The sequence below is a fragment of the Micromonospora sp. NBC_01405 genome, assembly GCF_045040155.1.
Classification (GTDB): Bacteria; Actinomycetota; Actinomycetes; order Mycobacteriales; family Micromonosporaceae; genus Micromonospora.
The window spans coordinates 3,873,256-3,899,392 of the sequence record NZ_CP109532.1; the positions used below are offsets into that span (position 1 = coordinate 3,873,256).

At 74.8% G+C, this 26,137-nt stretch carries 25 protein-coding genes; 13 read left to right on the forward strand and 12 right to left on the reverse strand.

Translation table 11 applies throughout. From position 1 onward, the window contains the following. Positions 1-36: 36 nt before the first annotated feature. Positions 37-1,866 (reverse strand): tetratricopeptide repeat protein, encoded by a 1,830-nt coding sequence (locus tag OG559_RS16795; RefSeq protein ID WP_405104888.1) that lies wholly within the window; start codon positions 1,864-1,866, stop codon positions 37-39. 258 nt (positions 1,867-2,124) lie between these two features. Between OG559_RS16795 and OG559_RS16800 the strand changes: the two genes are divergently transcribed. Together OG559_RS16800 and OG559_RS16805 are read left to right on the forward strand one after the other, a co-directional pair. Continuing rightward, complete coding sequence (locus tag OG559_RS16800; RefSeq protein ID WP_396670737.1) at positions 2,125-3,156, forward strand: SIS domain-containing protein; 1,032 nt, start codon at positions 2,125-2,127, stop codon at positions 3,154-3,156. A 25-nt stretch (positions 3,157-3,181) separates the two neighbouring features. After that, positions 3,182-4,789 carry a histidine kinase N-terminal domain-containing protein gene (locus tag OG559_RS16805; RefSeq protein WP_405104890.1) on the forward strand — a complete coding sequence of 536 codons (1,608 nt, stop codon included), beginning with the start codon at positions 3,182-3,184 and terminating at the stop codon, positions 4,787-4,789. 79 nt (positions 4,790-4,868) lie between these two features. Here OG559_RS16805 and OG559_RS16810 read toward each other — a convergent pair whose 3' ends face one another. Next, positions 4,869-6,413, reverse strand: coding sequence for a glycosyltransferase family 39 protein (locus OG559_RS16810; protein ID WP_405104892.1), 1,545 nt, complete (start codon positions 6,411-6,413; stop codon positions 4,869-4,871). A gap of 481 nt (positions 6,414-6,894) precedes the next feature. Between OG559_RS16810 and OG559_RS16815 the strand changes: the two genes are divergently transcribed. From OG559_RS16815 to OG559_RS16830, 4 genes are all read left to right on the forward strand, one after another. Further along, entirely contained in the window at positions 6,895-8,607 is a 1,713-nt protein-coding gene (locus tag OG559_RS16815; RefSeq protein ID WP_405104894.1) for a nitrite/sulfite reductase, read from the forward strand. Positions 8,608-8,683: 76 nt separating this feature from the next. Further along, complete coding sequence (locus OG559_RS16820; protein ID WP_405104896.1) at positions 8,684-8,842, forward strand: hypothetical protein; 159 nt, start codon at positions 8,684-8,686, stop codon at positions 8,840-8,842. Then, a complete protein-coding gene (locus OG559_RS16825; protein ID WP_405104898.1) occupies positions 8,839-9,600 on the forward strand; it encodes a phosphoadenylyl-sulfate reductase in 762 nt (253 codons plus the stop codon). The genes OG559_RS16820 and OG559_RS16825 overlap by 4 nt, the downstream gene beginning before the upstream one ends. Positions 9,601-9,671: 71 nt before the next feature. Next, complete coding sequence (locus tag OG559_RS16830) at positions 9,672-10,433, forward strand: sirohydrochlorin chelatase (RefSeq protein WP_405116713.1); 762 nt, start codon at positions 9,672-9,674, stop codon at positions 10,431-10,433. Positions 10,434-10,592: 159 nt separating this feature from the next. On the opposite strand, the gene OG559_RS16835 is transcribed toward OG559_RS16830, so the two are convergent. Together OG559_RS16835 and OG559_RS16840 are read right to left on the reverse strand one after the other, a co-directional pair. After that, positions 10,593-10,850 (reverse strand): WhiB family transcriptional regulator, encoded by a 258-nt coding sequence (locus tag OG559_RS16835; protein WP_161685375.1) that lies wholly within the window; start codon positions 10,848-10,850, stop codon positions 10,593-10,595. Between the two features lie 447 nt (positions 10,851-11,297). Continuing rightward, positions 11,298-12,248 carry a diacylglycerol/lipid kinase family protein gene (locus OG559_RS16840; RefSeq protein ID WP_405104900.1) on the reverse strand — a complete coding sequence of 317 codons (951 nt, stop codon included), beginning with the start codon at positions 12,246-12,248 and terminating at the stop codon, positions 11,298-11,300. Between the two features lie 43 nt (positions 12,249-12,291). On the opposite strand from OG559_RS16840, the gene OG559_RS16845 reads away from it, so the two are divergent. Then, positions 12,292-12,678 (forward strand): hypothetical protein, encoded by a 387-nt coding sequence (locus OG559_RS16845; RefSeq protein ID WP_405104902.1) that lies wholly within the window; start codon positions 12,292-12,294, stop codon positions 12,676-12,678. Positions 12,679-12,702: 24 nt separating this feature from the next. Here OG559_RS16845 and OG559_RS16850 read toward each other — a convergent pair whose 3' ends face one another. The 3 genes from OG559_RS16850 to sodN are packed head-to-tail and all read right to left on the reverse strand — an operon-like array spanning position 12,703 to position 14,088. Next, positions 12,703-13,110, reverse strand: a complete 408-nt coding sequence (locus tag OG559_RS16850; RefSeq protein WP_387015532.1) for an ATP-binding protein — start codon at positions 13,108-13,110, stop codon at positions 12,703-12,705. A 31-nt stretch (positions 13,111-13,141) separates the two neighbouring features. After that, positions 13,142-13,687, reverse strand: coding sequence for a GNAT family N-acetyltransferase (locus OG559_RS16855; RefSeq protein ID WP_405104904.1), 546 nt, complete (start codon positions 13,685-13,687; stop codon positions 13,142-13,144). Beyond that, a complete protein-coding gene (sodN, locus tag OG559_RS16860) occupies positions 13,684-14,088 on the reverse strand; it encodes a superoxide dismutase, Ni (protein WP_387015535.1) in 405 nt (134 codons plus the stop codon). Before sodN ends, OG559_RS16855 begins: the two co-directional genes overlap by 4 nt. 25 nt (positions 14,089-14,113) lie before the next feature. On the opposite strand from sodN, the gene OG559_RS16865 reads away from it, so the two are divergent. The 3 genes from OG559_RS16865 (at position 14,114) to OG559_RS16875 (ending at position 16,896) form a co-directional block, all read left to right on the forward strand. Then, the gene (locus OG559_RS16865) at positions 14,114-14,521 is read left to right on the forward strand and encodes a S24/S26 family peptidase (RefSeq protein WP_405104907.1); all 408 of its coding nucleotides are present in this window, start codon (positions 14,114-14,116) and stop codon (positions 14,519-14,521) included. 158 nt (positions 14,522-14,679) lie between these two features. Then, entirely contained in the window at positions 14,680-15,858 is a 1,179-nt protein-coding gene (locus OG559_RS16870) for an NADP-dependent malic enzyme (protein WP_405104909.1), read from the forward strand. A gap of 75 nt (positions 15,859-15,933) precedes the next feature. After that, entirely contained in the window at positions 15,934-16,896 is a 963-nt protein-coding gene (locus tag OG559_RS16875; protein WP_405116716.1) for a zinc-binding dehydrogenase, read from the forward strand. A gap of 39 nt (positions 16,897-16,935) precedes the next feature. Here OG559_RS16875 and OG559_RS16880 read toward each other — a convergent pair whose 3' ends face one another. From OG559_RS16880 to OG559_RS16890, 3 genes are all read right to left on the reverse strand, one after another. Then, the gene (locus OG559_RS16880; RefSeq protein ID WP_405104911.1) at positions 16,936-17,904 is read right to left on the reverse strand and encodes an alpha/beta hydrolase family protein; all 969 of its coding nucleotides are present in this window, start codon (positions 17,902-17,904) and stop codon (positions 16,936-16,938) included. Between the two features lie 64 nt (positions 17,905-17,968). After that, entirely contained in the window at positions 17,969-18,550 is a 582-nt protein-coding gene (locus OG559_RS16885) for a nucleotidyltransferase domain-containing protein (RefSeq protein WP_405104913.1), read from the reverse strand. A gap of 137 nt (positions 18,551-18,687) precedes the next feature. Continuing rightward, complete coding sequence (locus tag OG559_RS16890; protein ID WP_405116718.1) at positions 18,688-19,548, reverse strand: alpha/beta hydrolase family protein; 861 nt, start codon at positions 19,546-19,548, stop codon at positions 18,688-18,690. A gap of 187 nt (positions 19,549-19,735) precedes the next feature. On the opposite strand from OG559_RS16890, the gene OG559_RS16895 reads away from it, so the two are divergent. Next, positions 19,736-19,912, forward strand: a complete 177-nt coding sequence (locus tag OG559_RS16895) for a hypothetical protein (RefSeq protein ID WP_405104915.1) — start codon at positions 19,736-19,738, stop codon at positions 19,910-19,912. Between the two features lie 66 nt (positions 19,913-19,978). On the opposite strand, the gene OG559_RS16900 is transcribed toward OG559_RS16895, so the two are convergent. Then, positions 19,979-21,097, reverse strand: a complete 1,119-nt coding sequence (locus OG559_RS16900) for an acetate/propionate family kinase (protein ID WP_405104917.1) — start codon at positions 21,095-21,097, stop codon at positions 19,979-19,981. After that, the gene (gene pta, locus OG559_RS16905) at positions 21,094-23,163 is read right to left on the reverse strand and encodes a phosphate acetyltransferase (protein WP_405104919.1); all 2,070 of its coding nucleotides are present in this window, start codon (positions 23,161-23,163) and stop codon (positions 21,094-21,096) included. The genes OG559_RS16900 and pta overlap by 4 nt, the downstream gene beginning before the upstream one ends. Before the next feature lie 123 nt (positions 23,164-23,286). On the opposite strand from pta, the gene OG559_RS16910 reads away from it, so the two are divergent. Together OG559_RS16910 and OG559_RS16915 are read left to right on the forward strand one after the other, a co-directional pair. After that, positions 23,287-23,913 carry a hypothetical protein gene (locus tag OG559_RS16910; RefSeq protein WP_405104921.1) on the forward strand — a complete coding sequence of 209 codons (627 nt, stop codon included), beginning with the start codon at positions 23,287-23,289 and terminating at the stop codon, positions 23,911-23,913. A gap of 1 nt (position 23,914) precedes the next feature. After that, the gene (locus tag OG559_RS16915) at positions 23,915-26,134 is read left to right on the forward strand and encodes a bifunctional polysaccharide deacetylase/glycosyltransferase family 2 protein (protein ID WP_405104923.1); all 2,220 of its coding nucleotides are present in this window, start codon (positions 23,915-23,917) and stop codon (positions 26,132-26,134) included. Positions 26,135-26,137 lie beyond the last annotated feature (3 nt).

Genomic DNA, 26,137 nt, shown 5'->3' on the forward strand with positions numbered 1-26,137 from the left:
CGGCCGGTCGCGGTCGCCGGCGGTGAGCCGGGTCGGTCAGGGGCGGCGTCGGGAACGGGTGAGCCGGGCCCAGAGCCGGCGCAGTGGGCCCGGCCGGCGCGGTCCCGGCTCGGAGATCAGCTCCCCGGCCAGCGTGGCCGTACCCGCGTCGAGGGCCGGGGTGGCCAGCGCCAGGTACGCCAGTGACACCGCGATCGGCACCGGCCGCTCCCGGGCCACCGCCGCCGCGTCGGCGAGCCGGTCGGCCACCACCCGGGCCACGTCGGTCCGGACGAGCGGGTCCACCCAGGCGGCGGTCACCAGGGCGAACAGGGCCGCCTCGGTGATCCAGTCCTCCACCCCCCAGACCAGGTCGACCAGCACCCGGCGGCGGGTGGACTCCGGCCACGGCTCGTCGGTGCGGTGGTGCAGCAGGCCCAGGCACGCCCAGACCTGCACGCAGCGCACCCAGAGCGACGGGTCCTGGCCGGCCAGCACCCGGCCCATCCCGGTGGCGGGCGCCGTGGGCGGATGCACCAGCAGCCCGAGCAGGTCGGTCAGGCCCAGGGTGGCCAGGCCGACCGCCGCGTCGTACGCCGCCGGGGGGTGCGGCCAGGCCGGGTGGGCGAGCTGCCGGATCCGGTCCGCGGCCTCGGCCGAGGGCGCCGGCACCGTCGGGGCGGGGACAGTGCCTTCCCAGTGCCACAGCGGCCGGTCGCTGGCCCACCGGGGCTCGCGCGGATCCGGGTCGCCGACCGCGGCCACCTCGACCCGCAGCCCGGGCGCGGCCGTCGCCACGGTACGCATGGCGCTCGGCGTCTCCAGCGTCTCCAACCGTACGGTCGCGCCGTGGCCGCGGTTCTCCTCGGTCAGGGCGTGGCGCAGCACGGCCACCGCCGCCCCGGCGGCCGGGGTGACCTGCCCGAGCCAGGGCCGGCTGCGGCAGGCCTCGGCGAGGTCGCCGTGTTCGTGCGAGTCGTCGGGGTGGTCGCGGACGAAGTCGGCGAGCGCCACCAGGTGCGCCACGTCGCCGTCGCGCTGGAAGCGCAGCCGGTGCGCGGTGTGCACGGCGCAGTCGAAGGTGGGGTCCCGGGCCAGGGCCCGGTCGATCCAGTCCAGGGCCTCGTCGAGCCGGCCGTTGTCGGCCAGCGTGCCGGCGAGGTCGGCGTACACGGCGAGATCTGTCGGGTCGTGCTCGACGGCCCGGCCGAGCGCCGCGAGGGCGTCCCGGGTCCGACCGGCGCTGCGGTAGGCATACCCGAGCCAGACCTCGCCGAGCTTCGACGGCTGGACGCGTACCCCCCGGCTGGCCCAGTGGATCGCCAGCGTGACCTCGCCGAGGCGCCGGGCCAGCGCGGACGCCGCGCCGAGCAGCAGGCCGTGGTCGGGGTGGACGGTGACCGCGTTGCGGGCCAGCACGAGGTACGGCGACAGCGGCCCCCGGTCGGCGCGCGGCACCGGGTCGCCCACGGTGGCGCAGACCTGCATCAACACCCGGGCGATGCGCTCGGGGTCGAGCCGTTCGGGCAGCTCGGGGGAGGTCACCCAGGGCACCCCGGCCCAGTCGGCGTGGGGGTCGTGCCCGGTGGCGGCGGCCAGCAGCTCCAGCCCGTCGTCGGGCTGCCCGGTCGCGGCGAGCAGGTGCGCGCGGGCCACCACGACGCCGACGAAGGCGCGCTGGTGCAGCGGGAACAGGTCGACGCCCCCGCCGCTGGCGGCGGCGAGCCGGGCCAGCGTCTCGTGCACCTCGGGCAGGGTGGGCGCCCGGGTCAGCGCGCCGGCGACGTGCCCGGCGGCGTGCGACAGGTCGCCCTCGTCCAGCGCGAGCCGGGCCAGGGTCAGCTCCTCCTCCGCCGACAGCGGGGGGTCGTCCCTTCCCTCGGACACGTGGGCCTCCCGCTCGTAGGTGCCTCGCCCGCCGGCGGGTTCGTCCGCGCGAAGGGCGCTCGCCGGAGGCGGGCGGGCCCCGCCCACCGGTGCGACGCCGGGCCGGGCAAGCGTAGGTGATGTTGCGGTGACATGGTGATCCGCTGCGCAATGCTGCTCGCTAGATTGTTGGTGGCGGGAGAAGGGTGCAAGACTGAGCAGGAAATGCGCGGCTATCGCGCAGAGAAAGGGGCGTCCGTGACACATGCAGGGGCCGGGATGGCCACCGACATCAACGAGCAGCCGGCCGGCTACGAGCGGCTGCTCTCCGCCGAGCACACCGGGGCGATCGCCCGGGTGGCCGCCGCCGTCGCCCAGCGCCGCCCCCGGCACGTGGTCTTCACCGCCCGGGGCACCTCCGACCACGCCGCCCTCTACGCGGCGTACCTGACCGAGATCCGGCTCGGCCTGCCCGCCGGGCTCGCCTCGCCCAGCGCGGTCACCCTCTTCGGCGCCCGGCCCGACCTGTCCGACGCGCTCGTCGTCGGGGTCAGCCAGAGCGGCGGCTCACCCGACCTGGCCGAGGTGCTGCGCAGCGCCCGCGCCTCCGGCGCGCTGACCCTCGCCCTCACCAACAACCCGGACTCCCCGCTGGCCGAGGTGGCCGAGCTGAGCGTCGACATCGCCGCCGGGCACGAGCGGGCGGTGGCCGCCACCAAGACGTACACCGCCGAGCTGCTCGCCCTGCTGCTGCTCGTGGAGGGCATCCGGGCCGGCGACGGCGTGCTACCCGCCGAGGAGCGGTCGGCGCTGGCCGCCCTGCCCGAGCTGGCCGCCCGCACCCTGGACGACACCACCCCGACCCAGCTCGCCCCGCGCTACCGGTTCGCCGCCCAGCTCGTCACCACCGGCCGGGGGTACGCGTACCCGACCGCCCGGGAGGCGGCGCTGAAGTTGATGGAGACGTCGTACCTGCCGGCGCTCGCCTTCTCCGGCGCGGACCTGCTGCACGGCCCGCTCGCCATGACCGACCCGGACGTCCCGGTGCTGGCCGTGGTCGGCTCCGGCCCCGGCGGCCGGTCCATGGGGGAGGTGCTGCCCCGGCTCGGCGAGCGCCGCGCCGACGTGGTGGTGGTCGGCTCCGCCGAGGTGGAGGGGGCCACCCGGATGGCCGTCCCCGAGGTCGACGAGCGGTACGCCCCGCTGCTGGACATCCTGCCGTTGCAGCGGCTCGCGCTGGCGCTGGCACTGGCCCGGGGCGAAAACCCGGACGCCCCGCGCGGCCTGAAGAAGGTCACCGCGACGATGTGAGATCCGGCGTGGCAGGCTGGTCAGCGTGTCCACGCTGCGCGACCTCGCCGAGGAGCACACCCAGCTCCGCCCCGCCGACATCGACCACCTGCACCGGATCGCCGGAGACTGGCAGCTGCTGTCCGACCTGTCCTTCGCCGACCTGCTGCTCTGGGTGCCGGTGGATGCCGAGGGCAGCTTCCTCTGCGTGGCCCAGGTCCGCCCGACGACCGCCCCCACCGCGTACCAGGACGACCAGGTGGGGCGGATCGTCGGCGGGCCGGAGGTGTCCCACCTGGACATCGCGTACGTGCAGGGCCGGATCTGGCGGGAGGGCGACCCGGTCTGGTACGGCGACGTGCCGGCCCGGCACGAGGCGATCCCGGTCCGGCTGCGCACCGCCGACGGGGAGTCCGGCGAGGTGATCGCGGTGGTCGGCCGGGACACCAACCTCTCCACCGCCCGCACGCCCAGCCAGCTCGAACTGAACTACCTCACCACCGCCGACGACCTGGCCCAGATGATCGCCGACGGCACGTTCCCGCCGCCCCGGCATCCGGGGGAGACCACCTCCGCGCCCCGGGTCGGCGACGGCCTGGTCCGGCTGGACGCGGGCGGCAAGGTCACCTACGCCAGCCCGAACGCCCAGTCCGCGTACCGGCGTCTCGGCTACGCCTCGCACCTGGGCGGGGAGGACCTGGCCGAGCTGCACCGCCGGCTGGCCGGCGACCCGCTGGAGGGCACCGACGCCGGAAACGCCATCCTGGCCGCGCTGCGCGGCGAGGCGCCGCCCCGGCGGGAGATCGACGCCCGGGGCGCGACCATGCTCACCCGGGCACTGCCGCTGATGCCCGCCGGGGTGCCGATCGGCGCGCTGGTCCTGGTCCGCGACATCACCGAGGTACGCCGCCGCGACCGCGCCCTGATCACCAAGGACGCCACCATCCGGGAGATCCACCACCGGGTGAAGAACAACCTGCAGACCGTCGCCGCGCTGCTGCGACTCCAGGCCCGCCGGGTCGCGATGCCGGAGGCCCGGGTCGCCCTGGAGGAGTCGGTACGCCGGGTCGCCTCCATCGCCCTGGTGCACGAGACGCTCTCCATGTCCAGCGACGAGGCGGTCGAGTTCGACGGCATCGTCGACCGGGTGGCCAGCGCGGCGACCGAGGTCGCGGCGACCGAGCAGACCGTCGGGATGCGCCGCCGGGGCAGCTTCGGGGTGCTGCCCGCCGAGATCGCCACCTCGCTGGTGATGGTCCTCAACGAGCTGCTGCTCAACGCGGTCGAGCACGGCTTCCCGTCGACCACGGAGGCCCCTTCGGCCGGTCCCGCCCCGTTGGCCGGGACCCCGTCGGCGCCCGGGACCGCTCGGCCCGAGGCGGGCCGCGTCCTGCCGGCCGCCACGGGGCCCGGCCCCGTGGCCGCTCCGCTGGTGGTCGTCTCGGCGCACCGGTTCCGCAAGCAACTGCACGTCACCGTCGCGGACAACGGGCGCGGTCTGCCGGCCGAGTTCGACGCCGAGCGCGGCGGCCGGCTCGGCCTTCAGATCGTCCGGGCGCTGGTGACCGGGGAGCTGCGCGGCACCATCGAGCTGCGCAACGGCGCCGAGGGTGGCACCGAGGCGGTCCTGGTGGTCCCCCTGGCCCGCTCCTGACCGGCCGGCTCGCCGGCCACGGGGTCACCGCGAACGGACTCGGGAGGTCCACGACGCGGTGGACCGGGTCTTTCCCGGGTCACCGGGTGAGCAGCGCCACGGTCAGGCCGGGGCGCGGGTGGACCCGTTCGACGGTGAAGTCGTCGCGCAGCGCGTCCCCGGCCGCGCCGGACACGGCGTCGACCGGATCGGCCCACCGGCCGGCGACCACCAGCCAGACCCGGTCGACGCCGGTCAGGCACTCGGCCGGGCGCGGGCACTCGTCGGCCCAGTAGTCCCCGCGCGCGTCCCGGTCCCGGACGACCAGGGCGTCCCGGGGCTGCCGGTCGCCGAGGTGGTAACCGACGCCAAGATCGAGGAAGAGCCAGCCGTCCCGGGGGGAGAAGACGATCACGTCCCCGGGGCGGCGTTCCTCGTCGACGACCCGGGCCGCGCCCCGGTAGTCGACCAGCGCGCCGCGCGGCCACTCGTGGCTGCGCCGCAGCGCGGCCTGGTCGGGCAGGCCGAGCAGGCCGGCGAGGAGCACCACGCCCAGCGCCGCAGGCAGCGCCACCCCGCCCCTTCCTGGCGTCCGCGCCGCCGGGCCCGACCTCGCCGCCGGGTCCGTTGCGCCCAGTGCCGCGCCGGCCAGGACGCAGGCGAACGGGACGGTGAAGAACAGGTAGCGCGGCACCCAGAGCGGCCCGGCCAGCCCGGCCAGGAACACCAGCAGCACCGGTAGCACCACGCACGCGGCCGGGAGCAGGGCGCGCCGCCCCAACCGGGCGGCCCCGAGTGCGGCGAGCCCCAGCAGCAGCCCACCCACCTCGCCGCTCTGGGCCACCGCGCCCGGCAGGGCGGCCAGGTCGGCCGGTCGGGCGCGGTCGACCCAGTCGAGCTGCCGGCCACGCTGGCCGACGGCCAGCAGCACCAGAGGGGTCAGCGCGGCCAGCGCGGCCAGCACCGCGACCAGCCAGCCCCACGGCGGCCGGCGTCGACGGGTGCGCGCGGGGGCTGACCGTGGCGCCCCGACCGGGGGCGGGGCGGCGGCCCGGTGGACGTACGGCGCGGTCGCGGCGTGGGCGGCGAGCAGGGTGAGGGCGACCAGGTGGGCCAGGCCGAGCCCGGCGACGGCGGCGGCGTACCCGGCCCAGCGACGCCACCCCGGCCGGTCCAGGGCCCGGGTCAGCAGCAGCGTCGCCAGCACGGCGAAGAGGGCGACGAACGCGTACGGGCGGGCCTCCTGGGCGTACCGGGACGTGCCGGGCAGGACCGCGAACAGCAGCCCGCCCAGCAGCCCCGCCCGCCGGCCGAACAGCCGGCACCCGAGGGCGGCGGTCAGCCCGGCTGTCCCGGCCGCGGCCAGCACCGACGGCAGTCGCAGCGCCGTGGGGGAGTCGCCGACCGCCGCCACCCAGCCGTGCATGAGCAGGTAGTACGGCCAGCTGGCCGCGTCGATGACGCCGGCCATCCGGGCCAGGGCGCGCAGCGGGCGGGTGGCCGCGCTCCAGGTGGCCAACTCGTCCCGCCACGGCTGGGCGGAGCCCACCCCCGCGCCGGTGACCGCCAGGGTCACCAGCGCCGGCCACCCCCAGACCGCACCGAACCACCCCGGCGAATGCCTTCTTCCGGGCAATTCGTCCACGCCGTCGAGCCTTCCACACGTCGGCCGCCCCGGGGGACACGTCAGGGTCGCTCCCGGGCCGCCCCCGAGCCTGGCCCGGCTGGGCCCGGCCCGCCCGCCGGGAGGGGCCCGCTCGAACCAGGAAAGAGCTGCCTCGGCGCGCGGGGAGGGGACAAGTTCCCTGATCGTGGGCGATCTTGGTTTCCGCTCGCATCGGCGGCCCGTGATGTGGGATCACCCACGCTGTCGTTGGTAGGGCCCCTGAGCATGTGGGAGCATGGCTGCATGCTTGCCGCTGTCGTCCGTCGCTTCGTGGCCCGTCGCCACGTCGACTACGGCCGCGTGCGCAGCGCCATCTGTCCGGCCTACTGACGACGCCCGACCACTCGTCTCGGGCGCGCGTTCCCGCGCCGGCCGTCCGACACCGCTGTCCATGGCCCCGTCCCACGGGCCGGCCGTGCGCCCGCGCACTGAGGCACAGCAGACAACGGAGGACGCCGCGATGGCGGTCAGCAGCACCCCCGCCCGGCCCGACGCTCCCACGGCACCCGCCGCCCGGGCCCCCCGCCGCCCGCGTGGGGAGGGGCAGTGGGCCCTCGGTCACCGCGAGCCGCTCAACCCCAACGAGCGGATCAAGAAGGACGACGACCCGCTGAACGTCCGGGCCCGGATCGAGAACATCTACGCCCACCGGGGCTTTGCCTCGATCGACCCCTTGGACCTGCGCGGCCGGTTCCGCTGGTGGGGGCTCTACACCCAGCGCAAGGCGGGCATCGACGGCGGGCGCACCGCCGTGCTGGAGCCGCACGAGCTGGAGGACGAGTTCTTCATGCTCCGGGTCCGGATCGACGGCGGGCAGCTCAACCTGGCCCAGCTGCGGGTCATCGCCGACATCTCCCGGGAGTTCGCCCGGGACACCGCGGACATCACCGACCGGCAGAACATCCAGTTCCACTGGATCCGGGTCGAGGACATGCCGGAGATCTGGCGTCGGCTGGAGGCTGTCGGCCTGCAGACCACCGAGGCGTGTGGCGACTGCCCGCGGATCGTGCTCGGCAGCCCCGTCGCCGGGGTGGCCGAGGCCGAGCTGCTCGACCCGACCCCGGCGATCGACGAGATCGTCCGGCGGTACGTCGGCGACAAGCAGTACTCCAACCTGCCGCGCAAGTTCAAGACGTCGATCTCCTGGCTGGTGGACACCCCGTACGAGACGAACGACCTCGCGTTGCTCGGCGTCGACCACCCCGAGCACGGCCCTGGCTTCGACGTCTGGGTCGGTGGCGGCCTGTCCACCAATCCGATGCTGGCCAAGCGGCTCGGCGTCTGGGTGCCGCTGGCCGAGATCCCGGACGTCTGGGCCGGCGTGGTGGGCATCTTCCGCGACTACGGCTACCGCCGGCTGCGCAACCGGGCCCGGCTGAAGTTCCTGGTCGCCGACTGGGGCGTGGAGCGCTTCCGTGAGGTGCTGGAGAAGGAGTACCTGGGTCGTACGCTGCTCGACGGTCCCGCCCCCGAGCTGCCCGAGCGGCCGGTCGACCACATCGGGGTACAACGGCAGCGCGACGGCCGCTACTACGTCGGGGCCGCCCCGGTGGTCGGCCGGGTCTCCGGTCCTCAGCTCGCCCGGCTGGCCGACGTGGTCGAGGCGCACGGCAGCGACCGGGTGCGGCTCACGCCGTACCAGAAACTGCTGGTGCTGGACGTGGCGGCGGAGCGGACCGACTCGCTGGTGGCGCAGCTGCGCGGGATCGGCCTGGCGGCCCGGCCGTCGGCCTGGCGGCGCGGCACCATGGCGTGCACCGGAATCGAGTACTGCAAGCTCGCCATCGTCGAGACCAAGGCGCGCGGCGAGGAACTGGTGGCCCGGCTGGAGGAGCGGCTGCGTGACTTCGACGCGGACATCTCCATCCACATCAACGGCTGCCCGAACGCCTGCGCCCGCACCCAGGTCGCCGACATCGGGCTCAAGGGCCAGCTCGTGGTCGGCCCGGACGGCCGCCAGGTGGAGGGCTTCCAGGTGCACCTGGGCGGTGGCCTGGGCATGGCTCAGGGGCAGACCGCCGGCTTCGGCCGCAAGCTGCGTGGCCTGAAGACCACCGCCGACGAGCTCCCCGAGTACGTGGAGCGACTGGCCCGCCGCTACCTGGCCGGCCGGACCCTGGGCGAGACGTTCGCCAACTGGGTGATCAGGGCCGACGAGGAGGAACTGCGATGAGCGAGCACAGCGAGCGAACCGGCAGGCTCAGTGCGGTCGAGCCTCGTCGCGATGCCGAGCGTAGCGAGGTGTCGCGATGAGCGAGACCCGATCGGCGCCCCTGTACTGCCCGTACTGCGGCGAGGAGAACCTGCGGCCGAGCGAGGCCGGCCACGGCGCCTGGGAGTGCCACGCCTGTGCCCGGGTCTTCTCGGTGAGGTTCACCGGGCTGCTCAGCCGGGCGGTGACCCGGTGAGCGTCGTGTCGGCGGCGGGCCTCGGGCTGGTCGGGCTCGGCGGCGCGGCACCCGCCGACCCGGCCCGGCGCGGCCCGGAGGAGCTGCGCGCCCTGGCCGGGCGGGCCGGGCGGGAGCTGGAGGGCGCGCCGGCGCTGGAGATCGCCCGCTGGGCGGCCGAAACGTTCGGCGAACGGCTCTGCGTCACCAGCTCGATGGCCGACGCCGTCCTGGCCCACCTGGTCTCCCGCGTCGCCCCCGGGGTCGACGTGGTCTTCCTCGACACCGGCCTGCACTTCCCGGAGACGCTGCGGGTCCGCGACGAGGTGGCCCGACGGCTGCCCGTCAACGTCCGCTCGATCCGGCCGCGGCTCACCGTGGGCCAGCAGGACGGCGAATACGGTCCCCGACTGTTCAACCGCTCCCCGGACGACTGCTGCCAGCTCCGCAAGGTCGAGCCGCTGGAGCGCGCGCTGACCGGGTACGACGCCTGGGCCGCCGGGCTGCGCCGCGACGAGTCGCCGACCCGGGCCAACACGCCGGTGGTGACCTTCGACGCCCGGCGCGGCAAGGTGAAGGTCAACCCGATCGCCGCCTGGACCCAGGCGGACGTGGACGCCTATGTCGCCCGTTACGACATCCCGGTCAACGAGCTGTTCAAGCGGGGCTACGGCTCGGTCGGCTGCTGGCCCTGCACCCGTCGGACCACGGCGGGGGAGGACCCCCGGGCGGGCCGGTGGGCGATGTTCGAGAAGACCGAGTGCGGGCTGCACGGCTGACCGTCGCCGGGATCGCGGGACTGTCGCCCGCGACCCCGACCCTGCCTCTCCCGACCCCGGCCCCGCTGGCCCTGGCCCCGCTGGCCCTGGCCCCAGCACCGCTGGCCCCGGCCCCGGTCGTCCTGGTCGCGCACGGCAGCCGGGATCCCCGGGCGGCAGAGGCGACCCGGGCACTGGCCCGGGCGGTCGCCGCCGCCCGTCCCGGCGTGACCGTGTCGACAAGCTGGCTGGACCACACCGAACCGGGGCCGGCGGCCGTGCTGCGGTCGCTGGCGGCGGCCGGCCATCCCCGGGCGGTGCTGGTGCCGCTGCTGCTCACCGCCGCCTACCACCGGCGGGTCGACATCCCGGCGGCGGTCGCGGCGGCCCGGGACTCGGGCCCGCCGATCGACGTACACGTCTCCGACGTGCTGGGCCCCGCCGACGGCGTGGTCGACGCCGCGCTGCTGGCCGGGCTGCGGCGCCGGCTGGCCGAGGCGGAGCCAGGGCGGTTCGACGCGCTGGTGCTGGCGGCGGCGGGCACCCGGGATCCCCGGGCGCGCGGGTCGGTGGGGCGGGTCGCGGCGGCGCTCGGCGCCGAACTCGGGGTGCCCTGTCGGGTGTCGTACGCCTCGGCAGCCCCGCCGCTCACGGGCGCGGCGGTGGCCCGGCTGCGCGCGGCGGGCGCCCGCCGGGTGGCCGTGTCGGCGTACTTCCTGGCCGCCGGCCTCTTCCACGACGCCGTGCTGGCGGGGGCCCGGTCGGCCGGTGCCGTGACGGTGTCCGGGCCGCTCGCCGACGCCCCGGAGCTGGCCGCGCTGGTGCTGCGCCGGGTGGACGCCGCGCCGCGGTGACCGGCCGGCTCGACGCCCGCCGCTGACGCGGCTCGTCGGCTCCCGGCCCTCACCGACGTGGCCCGTCGGCTTCCGGCCCACCGCTGACGCAGCCCGGACGGCAGAACGCCCCGGCAGGGCAACGCCCTGCCGGGGCGTGGAGCCTTTGGTTCGGTGCGGTCAGGCGGAGTGAGCGCGCAGCACCCGGAGGCCACCGCGACGCTTGACGGCGCGCCGCTCCTCCTCGCTCATTCCGCCCCAGACACCAGCGTCCTGACCGGACTCGAGCGCCCACTGGAGGCACTGGTCGGTCACGGAGCAGCGCTGGCAGACGGCCTTGGCCTGCTCGACCTGCAGGAGAGCCGGACCGGATGTCCCGATCGGGAAGAACAGCTCCGGGTCCTCATCGCGGCAGACAGCATGGTGACGCCAGTCCATGGCGGCAACACTCCTCATTCTGGATGGGTGGCAGATTTGCTTTTGGTGCTTTTCCAATATGCGTCCGCACGCCGAATAGTTACGGTTCGCGTCCATCAATTCGGCGCTGCGTGAGCAGGCTCTTGTTGCCCTTGGGACCTGCTGGAACAGCTCAACATGGCGAGCGTATCCAGGCAATGTTCCGATAGCTCAAGTTCGCTTGTGAATACTTTCACGAACTTACGCGATGTCAAGGGTGACGCTCGGAAAAACTCCGAGCGGTGAGCAAGCTCACGACCCTTTTGTCCGGGTTCTAGAATGATCTAGCTACCCGCCGTACCACAGTCGAGGATCAATATAGTACAGTCCGCGTGACATTGCTGACATTTCCGGCACCTCGCCCTCGGTGTGCGGCCACCGTGTCGGCACGGTGTGGGGGACCGCCTGACCAAGGGCTGTACCCGAGGCCTAACAGATTACTCTCAGTGCGGCCGGAACGGATGCAAATCTAACTTTCTCTCGTTCGCCGAGGTAGTCCCCGTCCAGCTGGAAGGCCTGCGGGCGGCTCGTGAACAGGGTGAACTCGTTCACGTCGTGCAGCCGCAGCACCTGGCGGCCCCGAGGATCCGGAGCCCGGGAGAGCGCCTGGGTCACCGTGCGTGCGGTACTCGCCACGCGGAGCTGACGCATCGCCAGCACATCCAGCCCGAGATCGAAGGACGCCTCCGGGTTCGGGTTGATCTCCCGCTCGCCCAGGTACGTCCACGGCGCGGTGTTCTGGATGATGACGGTGGCCAGCTCGCCCTCGGCGGCCTCCCCGGGCCGCTCCAGCGTGATCGCGGGGTGGCGCCGGTCCGAGCGGAGGAAGTACTGGTTCACCGTCGAGCGCAGGTAGAGCGCCGGGGTGGAGACCCGGCCCCGCCGGCGGGCCTGCTCCACGCGGTGGATGACCGCCGCGTCGATGCCGAAACCGGCGCAGAAGGTGAAGTAGCGGTCGTCGGCCCGCCCCAGCCCGACCGTCCGGGACCGGCCCAGCCGCAGCCCCTCCAGGATCATGCTGGTGCCCTCGGGCCACTCCCGGGGCAGGCCCAGCGCCCGGGCGAACACGTTCGTCGAGCCGCCGGGGACGGTGGCCAGCGCCGGGAGGCGCTCGGCGGGCGTACCCCCGGTGCGGATGGTCGGCGGGTCGGCCGTCATCAGGCCGTTCACCACCTCGTTGACCGTGCCGTCACCACCGAGCGTCACCACCAGGTCGACGCCCTCCTCGGCCGCCTCCCGGGCGAGGTCGGTGGCATGGCCCCGCCGGCGGGTGTACCGCACAGACAGGTCGACTTCGCTGCGCAACGCCCGGACCAGGACGTCCCGGCTGCGCTCGCTGGTGGTGGTGGCCTTCGGATTGACGACCAGGACGGCCCGCATGGGCGGCACTGTACCGCGATCCCCCACGGGTATCCTGTCGCGCGTGACCATCGACTCGGACCGGAATCCGACCCCGCTGCGATGGGCGGTCCGGCTGCTCCGGGCGGAGGCGGTCGCGCTGGCCCTGGTGGCCGCCTGGCTGGTCTGGGCCGATCTCACCGCCGAGACCACCGACCTGCCGTCGGCGCTGCTGGTGACCGCGTTCGCCCTCGGCGGCACGGCGGCGCTGTGGGTGCTCGGCGGCGCCCTGAGCCGGCGCCGAGCCGGGGCCCGTGCCCCGGCGATCGTCCTGGAGCTCATGCTGCTGCCGGTCGGTTGGTACATGATTCAGGGCGGCCTGGGGTGGCTGGGCCTGCCGCTGATGGCGCTCGGCCTCGGGGTGTCCGCCCTGTTGGTCAGCCCGCCCACCACGCGGGCCCTCGGCTTCTAGCCGGCCCGCGGCGGATCGCGGGGGTCAGTAGCGGGACGCGCGCCGGGTGAGCAGGGAGATGGTGGCCCGGCCGTTCGCCGCGTTCGCCGCCGCGGCCGTGGTCAGCGCGGTCAGCACCTTCCAGGCGAAGGACGACTCGGAGGGCAGTGTCGCGCCGCGCACCGTCGGCACGGTCACCTCGACGGTGAGCGCGTCGTCGGTCACCGCGAACCGGCACTCCAGCTCGGCGTCCCGGGTGGCGATCGCGAGCAGCATGGCGCACGCCTCGTCCACGGCGATCCGCAGGTCCTCGATCTCGTCGAGGGCGAACTGGAGACGGGCGGCGAGGCCGGCCGTGGCAGTACGGAGCACGCCGAGGTAGCCGCCGTCGGCGGGCACGGTCAGGTGCACCACATCGTCGTCGGTCGCTGGCTGGCCGGTCAGTTGAGTCACGCCTCATCCCCCCGGCGGGGACTCTACCCCGTCAGGCCGACGGGCGCGTGGGCGCGCCGCCGGTGGCGTCCGGGGCCCTGCCGCCCGCCTGCGCCGCGAGCGCGTGCAGGGCGGGCCCGGTCAGCCGGTACGGCACCCACTGCGCCAGCGGCGCGGCACCGACCGCGGCGTAGAACCGGGCGGCCGGATTCCAGTCGATCATCGACCAGTCGAGCCGCCGGTAGCCCCGCTCCACGCAGATCGCGGCCAGGGTGGCCAGTAGCCGCCGGCCCGCGCCGCTGCCCCGGGCCTCCGGCCGGACGTACAGGTCCTCCAAGTGGATGCCGTGCACGCCGGCCCAGGTGGAGAAGTTGAGGAACCAGAGCGTGAAGCCGAGCACCCGGTCGGCGTCGTCCACCGCCACGTGACCGAACAGCGCCGGTGTCGGGCCGAAGAGGGCCGCGTCGAGCTGCTCGGCGCTCAGCTGGCACTGGTCGGGCGCCCGCTCGTACTCGGCCAGCTCGTGCACCATCGCGACGACGGCCGGCACGTCCTCGCGACGTGCCGGCCGTACTGTCGGGGTGAGGCCGACGGTCACGCCTGCTTGGTCTCCCAGAAGATCTTCGAGATCTCGTCGATCTTCGTCAGCAGCTCGTCGGCCTTGGCCGGGTCCACGCTGCCCTTGGCGCCGCTGGCGCCGGCCAGCTTGGTTGCCTCGTTGAACAGGGTGTGCAGGTTCGGGTACTTCTCGAAGTGGGCCGGCTTGAAGTAGTCCGTCCACAGCACCCACAGGTGGTGCTTGACCAGCTCGGCGCGCTGCTCCTTGATGATCAGCGCCCGGGTGCGGAACTCGGCGTCGGTGTTCGCCTGGTACTTCTCGGCGATCGCCTTGACCGACTCGGCTTCGATCCGGGCCTGGGCCGGGTCGTAGATGCCGCACGGCAGGTCGCAGTGGGCGCTGGCGGTGACGCTCGGCGTGAAGATGCGCAGAAGTCGCATCGGGATCCTCCATGTGAAGTTTGCGATGATCCAAGACGACATTACTCCTGGACATGCTCCCCAGCGGGGCGGAGGTGAAACCCGGGTGCGCCCCGACGAACCCCGGGCCGTGGACCGGCTGCGCGGGCCGCTCGCCGCCGTGCTGGTGACCGGTCCGTCGATGGTCCCCACCCTGCGTCACGGCGACGCGGTGCTGGTCCGCCGGGGAGGCCGCCCGGTCCGCGCCGGCGACGTCGTGGTCGCCGTCTTCCGCAGTCGCCCGGAGCTGCTGGTGGTCAAGCGCGCGGTCCGTCCGCAGGACGGCGGCTGGTGGGTACGTGGCGACAACGACCTGATCACCGACGACTCCCGGGCGTACGGCGTGGCCGATGTGCAGGGCCGGGTGGTGGCCCGGTACTGGCCCCGGCCGGGCCGTCTGCGCCGCCCCCTCTGAGCTACTCCTGAGTATGACCCTACTCACATCAGGGGTGCAGCGCCGACACTATGCTCGGCGGGTGCCCGGGTGACCCCCCGCACCGCGTACCGCCGCTCGTCGCCTCACCTCGCGCCCGAGCCGGACGCTCCATCTGCTCGACAGATCCTGGAGTCACCATGCCTTCGTCCATAGTGGATCCCGTCGATCCCGTCTTCCGACTGCACGCCGGCGGCAAGATGGCCGTCGCCTCCACCGTCCCGCTGACCAGCCGGGAGGACCTCTCCCTCGCGTACACCCCCGGGGTGGCCCGGGTGTGCGAGGCGATCGCCGCCGACCCGGCCCTGGTTGACGACTACACCTGGGTGGGGCACACCGTCGCGGTCGTCACCGACGGGTCGGCCGTGCTCGGTCTGGGCAACATCGGCCCGCGCGCGGCGCTGCCCGTGATGGAGGGCAAGGCGGTGCTGTTCAAGCAGTTCGGCGGCGTGGACGCGGTGCCCATCTGCCTGGACACCCAGGACGTGGACGAGATCGTCGCGGTGGTGAAGGCCCTCGCCCCCTCGTTCGGCGGGATCAACCTGGAGGACATCAGCGCGCCGCGTTGCTTCGAGGTGGAGCGCCGGCTCGACGAGGCGCTGCCCATCCCGGTCTTCCACGACGACCAGCACGGCACCGCGATCGTCGTGCTCGCCGCGCTGCGCAACGCCGCCGCCCTGCTCAACCGCAAGCTCGGCGACCTGCGGGTGACGGTCAGCGGCGCGGGCGCGGCCGGGGTGGCGGTGACCCGGATGCTGATCGCCGGGGGAGTGGACCCGGCGCGGGTGGTGGTCTGCGACTCGAAGGGGATCATCGGCCGGCACCGGACCGAGCTCACCGGCACCAAGGCCGCCCTCGCGGCCGACACCAACGCAGCGGGCCGCCGGGGCGACGTCACCGAGGCCCTGCGCGGCGCGGACGTGCTGATCGGCGTCTCCGGCGGGCAGATCCCGGAGGAGGCGGTGGCCGCAATGGCGCCCGGCGGCATCGTCTTCGCGCTGGCCAACCCGACCCCCGAGGTGCACCCCGAGGTGGCCGCCCGGCACGTCGCGGTGGTCGCGACCGGCCGCAGCGACTACCCCAACCAGATCAACAACGTGCTGGCCTTCCCCGGGGTCTTCCGGGGCGCGCTGGACGCCCGGGCCACCCGGATCACCGAGGGGATGAAGGTGGCCGCCGCCGACGCGATCGCCGGCGTGGTCGCCGAGACGCTGACCGCCGACGCGATCGTGCCGTCCCCGCTGGACCCGCGGGTAGCCCCCGCGGTGGCCGAGGCCGTCGCCGAGGCCGCCCGCCGCGACGGCGTCGCCCGCGCCTGAGACGGGACGACGGGCCCCTTCGCTGCCATCCGGTCTGAGAAGGGGCCCTTCTTGACACCCCCGCTCCTTGCTACGGTGCGGATCATGCGTGCCGCCTTCGCGTCGAGCTTCGACGCCGACAACCCGCTCTCCGCGCTGACCGTCGGCGAGCGTCCCGAGCCGGTCCACCCCGAGGACGACTGGGTCACCGTGCAGCTGCGGGCCAGCTCGCTCAACCACCACGACCTGTGGTCGCTGCGCGGCGTGGGGCTCGCCGCGGACCGGCTGCCGATGATCCTCGGCTGCGACGCCGTCGGCACCGACCCGGACGGCAACGAGGTCGTGGTCTACCCGCTGATCGCCGACCCGGGCGACCCGCGCGGCATGTCCATCCTCTCCGAGCACTTCCAAGGGACCCTCGCCGAGCGGGTGGCCGTACCCCGGATGAACCTGCTGCCCCTGCCGGGCGGCGTGTCCGCGACGGACGCCGCCTGCCTGCCCACCGCGTGGCTCACCGCCTGGCGGATGCTGACCACCAAGGGCCGGGTGGAGGACGCCGAATCGGTGCTGGTCCAGGGCGCGGGCGGCGGCGTCGCCACGGCGGCCGTCGCGCTCGCCGTCGCGCTCGGCAAGCGGGTGTACGCGACCAGCCGCCACCCCGGCAAGCGAGAGCGGATCACCGAGCTGGGGGCGACCGCGCTGGAGCCCGGCGCCCGGCTCCCGGAGCGGGTCGACGTGGTGGTCGAGACGGTCGGGGCGGCCACCTTCGACCACTCGCTGAAGTCGGCCGCGCCGATGGCCCGGATCGTGGTCTCCGGGGCGACCGCCGGGCACGAGCCGAAGGTCAACCTGCGCCGGGTCTTCGCCATGCAACTGGAGATCCTCGGCACCTCGATGGGCACCCCGGGCGAGCTGACCGAGCTGCTGGCGTTCTGCGCCGAGCACGACGTGCGCCCCGTGGTGGACAGCATGGTGCCGTTCAGTCGGGTCGAGGACGCCTTCGCCCGACTGCACTCGGGCGACGTCTTCGGCAAAATCGTCATCGACCACACGGCCTGATCGGCCCTCCGGCCGGGACGGGCCCCGGCGGGAGGTGCCTCACAGCCGGTCGTCGAGAGTGGCGAGGCCACCCCGGACGGCCTCGGCCGGCAGCCGGCCCTTGGCCGCCGCGTCGCCGTACAGGGTCCAGCGGAGGAACTCGACGGTGGTGTCCGAGACCACCCGCAGGGCCGCGCCGTCGGTGAGCAGGGCGCGGCCGTGGTCGCCCTTCGGCAGGCTCAGCATCGCCTTGGGCCAGGGCACCCTGTCGTACGCCGCCCGGCCCGACGCGTAGCCGACCACCTCGTCGGCCTCGCCGTGCACGAAGAGTTGCGGCGCGGCGGCCCCGGCGAACGCCGTGCCCACGCCCAGGGCGGTGCCGGCGAAAACCACCCCGGCGTCCAGCCGGTCGTCCCGCCCGGCGGTGAACAGGCCGATCGTGGTCACCCCGCCGGCCGAGTGCCCCGCCGCGGCCACCCGGTCGGTGGCGAGCCGGCCGCGCAGCGGGTCACCCGCCTTCGCGTCCAGGGCGAGCACCCGGGTCAGCGCGTACGACACGTCGGCGGGCTGGTTGAGCACGTCCAGCACGTTGCCGTCGCCGCCCCGAACGGTGTGCGGGAAGGCCGGCGCGGCCACCACGAGACCGGCCGCCGCCCAGCGGGTGAGCAGGGTGGCGTAGTCGTCCGGCCGGCCGTTCAGGCCGTGGCTGAACATCACCACGGGGAACCGGCCGGTGGCGGCGGGCGTGGACCGCTCGGGCGTCCCGCCGGCCGCGCCCCGGGCCGGGTACCAGATGGTCACCGGCAGCGGCCGGTCGTCGCCGCGGTTGAGCTTGAGCTGGCGTACGCCGACCGCGAAGGACCCGCTCGGCGCGGTGCCGGCGGGCACGCTCGGCGCCGGGGTGGTGGCCTTCGGCGGCTCCACCGGATCAACGCCGCGCCCGGCCGGCCCGGCGTCGCCCGAGCAGCCGCTCAGGACTGCGGCGAGCAGGGCGGCGGCCAGCAGGGCGGCGGTGCGGCGACGGGGCATGAACCCGATTGTGCCTCGCAGGGTGCGGCGACCGGCCGGCATCGCAGCACAGGCGGGCAGCCGATCACCCGGGGTGCGGGGGCGGGGCCGCCGGTCCGGTCGCCCCCACCGGACGCGTGGCGGCGGCGCGGAGGCGGGCGATGTCGGCGACGTCCTTCGAGCGGCGGGGCCGCTGCGGCATCCAGATCGGGTACATCTCCTTGAACTCGATCTGGGCGGCCACGGAGATGATCGGCGCGGTCAGCTCGCCGATCCGGCCGGGCGGCCCGTCGAGCATGCCTTCCGGCAGCGGCGTCCCCGCCCAGGGCCCGCCGCCCACGACCACCCGCCCCGACGCGTCCCGAGCCAGGTACGCGAAGCTCAGCTCGACGTCGTCCCGCAGCAGGTCGAGCTGCGTGTCGACGGGCACCCGGGGATCCACCCGCCAGCCCCGGCCGAGCAGCGCGGCGGACAGCCGGTCGACGTCGTCCCGCCAGCAGTACCAGTCGACGTCGAGGTGCGGCCGGGTCACCTCGCCGAGGTGGAAGTCCATCGCCCACCCGCCCCGCAGCCACACCCCCATCCCACCCTCCAGAGCCACTTCCAGCACCTCGCCGATCGCCCCCACCTGCCGCCCCTCCACACCCACCCCTCCCACCCACCCCACCCACCCCTCCCACCCGCTCCCGCTCCCGCGATCTTGCACTTAGGGCCCAAGAAATGCACCCTCCGCCCTAAATGTCGGGGCCCCAACTGCAAGATCGCGGGCGGGGCGGGGCGGGGCTGCGGGCGGGGCGGGGTGGGTCAGGGGGTGGGGAGGCGGGAGAGCCAGGTGGTGTGGGGGGAGCGGGCGATGGTGGGGAGGCGGTGGAGGGCGGTGGCGTCGCCGTAGAGGGTCCAGCGGAGGAAGTCCGTGGTGGCGGCGAGGACCTGGGGGAATCCGGGGTGGCCGGGGGTCAGGTACGCGCCGTGGCCCTGGCCGGTGACGGTGAGGAACGCGGCCGGGCCGGGCGTCCGGGCGTACGCGGCCCGGCCGACGGTCACCGGCACCACCGGGTCGGCACCGCCGTGCACGAACAGCACCGGCGCGGAGGGACCGGCGAACGCGCCGGCCAGACCGCCCCCGGCGATCACGACGCCCGCCCGCAGCCGGGAAGAGTGCCCGGAGGTGAGCATCCCGGCGGTGGTGAACCCGCCCGCCGAGTGCCCGGCCGCGGCGAAGCGGGCGACGTCCAGGTGGCCGGCGAGCGGGTCGCCCCGGCGGGCGTCGAGGCGGACCAGGTGCCGGATCAGCCGCCAGCCGTCGGCCGGCTGGTTGCGCACGTCCGCCCGCGTGAACCGGGCCGCACCGCGCCGGGTGTGCGGGTACGCCGGAGCGGCCACCACGAACCCGGCGGCGGCCCACCGGGTGGTCAGCGGGGCGTGCAGTTCGGGGAGGCTGTGCAGCCCGTGGCTGAACACGACGACCGGGAACCGGCCCCGGGCGACCCCGCCGGGGCCGGCCGGATACCAGACGGTCACCGGTAGCGGGCGCGCGCCGGCCGGGTCGAGCGTGAACGTCCGCACCCCGACCGGGTACGCCCCGGCGGGCGCGGACCGGGCGGGCGGTTCCCCGCCGCTGGCGGCGGCGGTGGCCGGACCACAGCCGGCCAGCAGCGCCGTCATCAGCACGGCGACCAGCCGTCGTACCCCCACGCCACTACGTTAGGCGGCCCGGGGCCGGCGCGGCCCCGCCGTCCGGACCGGTCGGCGAAGCCACCCGGCGGGGGCGGCTCCCCCCATCGGGCGGTCCTGCGGCGTTTCGCCCGCGTGGGGGCGGTTCGGCCGGACGGCCTTGGCTATGGTCTGGCCCATGTCTGACAAGTACCTGGACCCGAGCGGCAACACAGAGCAGTTCCGGGCGTTCGCCCACACGCCGGAGGCCGGCGCCCCGACGACCCCGGCGGCGTCCCGGGCGCCCCTGTTCGTCGGCGCCGCGGTCGTCGCGGTGGTGCTGGTGGCCCTGGTCGCCTGGCTTGCCCTGGACTGACCGGCCCCAGCGAGCCGGCCCGGCCCCAAATGAGCCGGCCCAAACGAGCCGGCCCGGCGGAGGGGGTCAGTTGGTCGTTCCGACCACCGCGCGGGTCTCCCGGGCGATTTCGCGCTCCTCGTCGGTGCCGATCACGCAGACGGCGACCTCCGCGCCGTCCGGGGAGATCACCCGGTCACCGCTGCCCGCGTTGCGCCCCGGGTCGACGGCGATGCCGAGCCGCTCCAGCCCGGCCAGCGCGGCGGTCCGCACCGCGGCGGCGTGCTCGCCCACCCCGGCGGTGAAGGTGACCGCGTCCACCCGCCCGAGCAGGGCGTAGTACGCCCCGACGTACCCGGTGATCCGGCGGCGGTAGACGTCGAAGGCGAGTGCGGCGGCCGGGTCCCCGGCGTCGCGGCGGGCCAGCACCTCGCGCATGTCGTTGACCCCGGTCAGGCCGAGCAGGCCGCTGCGGTGGTTGAGCAGGTCGTCGATCTCGTCCACCCCCATCCCGGCTTCCCGGCGCAGGTGGAAGATGATCGTCGGGTCGAGGTCGCCGCTGCGGGTGCCCATCACCAGGCCCTCCAGCGGGGACATCCCCATCGAGGTGGCCACGCTGCGCCCGCCCTGCACGGCGCAGGCGCTCGCCCCGTTGCCCAGGTGCAGGGTGATCGTGTTCAGCTCCTCGTACGGCCGGCCCAGCAGCTCGGCGGTGCGCCGGGAGACGTACGCGTGCGAGGTGCCGTGGAAGCCGTACCGGCGGATGTCGTACCGCTGGGCGGTGTCCCGGTCGATCGCGTAGGTCGCGGCGGCCTCGGGCAGGGTGTGGTGGAACGCGGTGTCGAAGACGGCGGCCTGCGGCACGCCGGGCAGCGCCTCGAGGGCCACCCGGATGCCGGCCAGGTTCGCCGGGTTGTGCAGCGGGGCGAGCGGCACGAGTTCCTCGATCGCCGCGAACACCGCGTCGTCGATCAGCACCGGCTCGGCGAAGCGCCGCCCGCCGTGCACCACCCGGTGCCCGACCGCGACCAGCCCGGCCAGGTCCAGCCGGCCCAGGATCTCCCGGACCGCCGTCTCGTGGTCGGCCGGGCCGCCCTCCGGTTCGCCGACCCGCTCCACCGTCCCGGAGGCGCGCACCTCGTCGCCGTCGTACAGCCGGTACTTGACCGACGACGAGCCGCAGTTGAGGACGAGCACCCGACTCATGACGACTCCCCGGCGGCGGCCTGGATGGCGGTGATCGCGACGGTGTTGACGATGTCCGGGACGGTGGCGCCCCGGGACAGGTCGTTGACCGGCCGGCGCAGGCCCTGCATCACCGGGCCGACGGCCACCGCCCCGGCCGAGCGCTGCACCGCCTTGTACGTGTTGTTGCCCGTGTTCAGGTCCGGGAAGATGAACACCGTGGCCCGCCCGGCGACCGCGCTGTCGGGCAGCTTGGTGGCCGCGACCTTCGGGTCGATCGCCGCGTCGTACTGGATCGGGCCCTCCACCAGCAGCTCGGGGCGGCGCTCGCGGACCAGCCGGGTGGCCGCCGCGACCTTCTCCACGTCCGCCCCCGCCCCGGAGTCCCCGGTCGAGTACGACAGCATCGCCACCCGCGGCTCGATGCCGAACCGGGCGGCGGTGTCGGCCGAGGAGATGGCGATGTCGGCGAGCTGCGCGGCGTCCGGGTCGGGGTTCACCGCGCAGTCGCCGTACACCAGCACCCGGTCGGCGAGCAGCATGAAGAAGACGCTGGAGGCCACCGAGAGCCCGGGCACCGTGCGGATGATCTCGAAGGCGGGGCGGATGGTCGCGGCGGTGGTGTGGGTGGCCCCGGAGACCATCCCGTCGGCGTGCCCGGTGTGCACCATCATCGTGCCGAAGTAGTTCGGCTGGGCGACCACGTCGTGCGCCAGCTCGGCGGTCATGCCCCGGTGGGCGCGCAGCTTCGCGTACGCCTCGGCGAACTCGTCGCGCCACTCGCTGGTCGCCGGGTCGACCACGGTCGCCCCGGTGATGTCGATGCCGAGCTCCCGGGTGCGCCGGGCGACGTCGTCGGTGCGGCCGAGCAGCGTCAGGTCGACCACGCCCCGGCGAAGCAGGATCTCCGCCGCGCGCAGGATCCGCTCCTCCGTGCCCTCGGGCAGCACCAGGTGCCGGCGGGTGGCCCGGGCCCGGTCGATCAGGTCGTACTCGAACATCAGCGGGGTGACCCGTTCAGAGCGGCTGACCCGCAGCCGGCGGGCCAGGTCGTCGGTGTCGACGTTGGCCTCGAACGCGCCGAGCGCGGCCTCCACCTTGCGCGGGTTCGCGACGCTTGGCCGCCCCTCGATCCGGCTGGACGCGGCCACCGTGTCGTAGCTGTCGCTGGGCACCGACAGCACCGCGAACCCGGTGTTCAGCCCCTCCACCAGCCGCATCGCCCTGGGGTCCGGCTGCTCGCCGAGGGTGAGCACCACCCCGGCCAGGGAGACCTGCCCGGCGACGTGCGCGGCGCTCGCCGCCACCACCAGGTCGGCCCGGTCACCGGGGGTGATCACCAGTGCGCCCTCGGTCAGGTGGTCGAGCAGCGTCGGCACGTGTGCCGCGCCGACCACGTAGTCCAGCACGTCGCGGCCGAGCGCGGCGTCGTCGCCGGCCAGCAGGGTGGCGCCGAGCGCCGCCGCCACCTCGGCCACCGTCGGCGCCGACACGGTCGGCACCTCCGGGATGGCGTACGTGGGGACGGGCAGCTCGGGCAGCGTCATCGCCCCCGACACCCGGTTGGCGATCACCGCCAGCACCGTCGCGCCCAGGTCCTCCAGGTCGTGGTACGCCCCGCGCGCCGCCGCCGCGATCGCCTCCGGCTCCTGCCCGAAGCCGTCGATCACCGGCACCACCACGCTGCCGAACTCGGTGGCCAGCCGGGCGTTGAAGGCCAGCTCGCGGGGGCCCGCGCCGTCCCCGCCGTCGGCGAAGTCGCTGCCCACCACCACCATCGCCGGGCAGCGCCGTTCGACGTCCCGGTACCGCTCGACGAGCCGGGAGATCAGCTCCTCGCGCCGGCCGTCGGCGACCAGCTCGGTGGCCTCCGCGTAGGTGGCGCCGTGCAGGTCGGCCATCGGCAGGTCGATCCGGTAGCGGTCGGTGAGCAGGGCGAGGATCGGGTCGGGGCCCCGACCGGCGACCAGGGGCCGGAACGCGCCGATCCGCTCGACCTGTCGGGAAAGGAGTTCGGCGAGGCCGAGCGCGATGGTCGACTTCCCCCCGCCGGAACCCACACTGGTCAGATACACGCTCCGGGCCACGCCCTCACGCTACAAGATCGCCGCCCGCAGCGCCGCCGTCCCCTCCGTGACCTGGGGGATCCTCGTCTCACTCAGGCCGCTGACCAGGCACTTCAGGTTCCTTCGCTCCTAGACTCGCCACTCGTGACCGACCGTCGGACCATCGTCCCACCCTCGCCCCCGCCCGAGCAGCCGGCCGTCGGGCGGCCCGTGACCGACGGTCCGACGGTCGGACTCTCCGTGACGGACGGTCCGACGGTCGTCGTGCCGACCGTCACCGACGGTCCGACGGCCCTCCTGGCCGCGGTTCCCGACCTGCCGCCGGTCTTCGTCGACCCGAGCGGGCGGCGCGGGACCCGGCTGCGGCGGATCGCGTACGTCGCCGGGCTGGCGTACACCGCGCTGGTCGGGGTGAGCTTCGCCGGGGGGCCGGTGCGCCCGGAGAACGTGCTGCCCTTCGTCGACTCGACGCAGCGCCCCTGGAAGGCGCCCGCGCCGCCGGCCGCCCCGGCCCCCGCCCCGACGACCGCGAAGCCCACCACGCCGGCCCCCGGCCCGACCCGTGCCACGGCGACCCGGAGCGCGCCCGCCGCCACGTCCTCGCCCCGGCCGTCGTCCCCGGCGGCCGGCAGCCCGCGTCCCAGCCGGAGCGCCGCGTCGCCCCCGGCCACCACGGCGCCTCCGACGACCGCGCCGCCCAGCACCGAGCCACCCACGGCCGTCCCGCCCCCGGTGGTCGACCCACCGGCCCTTCCGGAACAGGCCGAGTAGCGTGCGGACAGCCGCTGACCCGTCCGCCGGTCGGCCCCCGCCGCAGGCCCGCCGCACCCGCGGCGCCCGCCGCACCCGGCGGGTCCGCCGGTCCGCGCCGCCGCCGAGCTGGGCCCTGTTGGGCGTCCTGCTCGTCGTCCTGGCCGGTGTGCTCTTCGTCGGGGCGTACGCGAACGCCGCCTTCGTCCCTGACCGCGCGCAGCACGACGACGGCCAGGACCGGGTGCCCGCCGAGGTGGTCAACGGCGGCCCGATCATCAACGCCGCCGACGGCCAGCACCGCTCCTACCGACTGCCCGCACGCACCGTCGCGCTCACCTTCGACGACGGTCCCGACCCGAAGTGGACCCGCGAGGTGCTGCGGGTCCTCGACACCCACCAGGTGAAGGGCACCTTCTTCGTGGTCGGGTCGCAGGCCGCCCGGCACCCCGAACTGGTGCGGGAACTGGTCGCCGGCGGGCACGAGGTCGGCGTGCACACCTTCACCCATCCCGACCTGACCACGCTGTCCGGCTGGCGTCGCCGGATGGAGTACGGCCAGACGCAGCTCGCGCTCGCCGGCGCGGCCGGGGTCCGGTCCTCGCTGATGCGGTTCCCGTACTCCTCGCACGCCGACGCGATCGACGACCGGGACTGGCCGCTGGTCACCGAGGCCGGCGGGCTGGGCTACCTCACCGTGCTCAACGACACCGACAGCCGGGACTGGGCGCTGCCCGGGGTGGACGCCACGGTCGCCAACGCCACGCCGGCCGGTTATTCGGGCGCGATCAGCCTCTGGCACGACGCCGGCGGGGACCGGGCCCAGACCGTCGCCGCCCTGGACCGTTTCATCCCGCTGATGAAGGAACGCGGCTACCGGTTCACCACCGCGACCGAGGGGCTGAACCTGACACTGGCCGCGGCCGGGATCGACCACCAGGTGACCGGGAACCCGGTCGCGTCCGGGGCGGAACGGTGGCAGGGCCGGATGCTGGTCTGGGCGGTGCAGGGCGCCGACCGCACGCTCACCCTCTTCGGCGCGCTCTTCGTGCTCGTCGGCGTGCTCACCGTCGGCCGTACCGTCCTGCTGCTCCTGCTCGCCGGGCGGCATGCCCGGCGCCGCCGGGCCCGGGACTGGACCTGGGGACCGCCGGTGACCGAGCCGGTGTCGGTGATCGTCCCCGCGTACAACGAGAAGGAGGGGATCGCCGCGGCGGTCCGGTCGCTGGCCACCGGCGACCACCCCGGGGGCATCGAGGTCGTCGTGGTCGACGACGGCTCGACGGACGGGACCGCCGACATCGCCGAGGGGCTCGGCCTGCCGAACGTCCGGGTCGTGCGCAAGCCGAACGGCGGCAAGCCGAGCGCGTTGAACACCGGCGTGGCGCTGGCCCGCCACGAGTTGCTGGTGCTGGTCGACGGCGACACCGTCTTCGAGCCGGACGCCGTGCGCCGGCTGGTCCAGCCGTTCGCCGACCCGCAGGTGGGCGCGGTCGCCGGCAACGTCAAGGTGGGCAACCGGGACAGCCTGATCGCCAAGTGGCAGCACATCGAGTACGTCATCGGGTTCAACCTCGACCGCCGCCTCTACGAGACCCTGCGGTGCATGTCGACGGTGCCCGGCGCGATCGGCGGGTTCCGCCGGCAGGCCCTCGTGTACGCCGGCGGGATGACCGACGACACCCTGGCCGAGGACACCGACATCACCATGGCCCTGGGCCGGGCCGGCTGGAAGGTGGTGTACGAGGAGACGGCCCGGGCGTGGACCGAGGCCCCGGCGACGATGGGGCAGCTGTGGAAGCAGCGCTACCGGTGGAGCTACGGCACCATGCAGGCGATGTGGAAGCACCGCCGCTCGCTGCTCGACAGCGGTGCGTCCGGCCGGTTCAGCCGCCGTTGCCTGCTGTTCCTGACCCTGTTCGGGGTGCTGCTGCCGCTGCTGGCGCCGGTGATCGACCTGCTCGCCCTGTACGGCCTGTTCTTCCTCGACCGGACCGCGACGGTGGTGGCCTGGCTGGCCATGCTGGCGGTGCAGTTCCTCACCGCGGTGGTGGCGTTCCGGCTGGACCGGGAGAAGCTGGGCGTGCTCTGGGTGCTGCCGTTGCAGCAGTTCGTCTACCGGCAGCTGATGTACCTGGTGATGATCCAGTCGGTGGTCACCGCGCTGACCGGCGGCCGGCTGGGCTGGCAGAAGCTGCGCCGCACCGGCCTGCGCCCGACCGTCCGCGCCGGGAACGGCTGACGG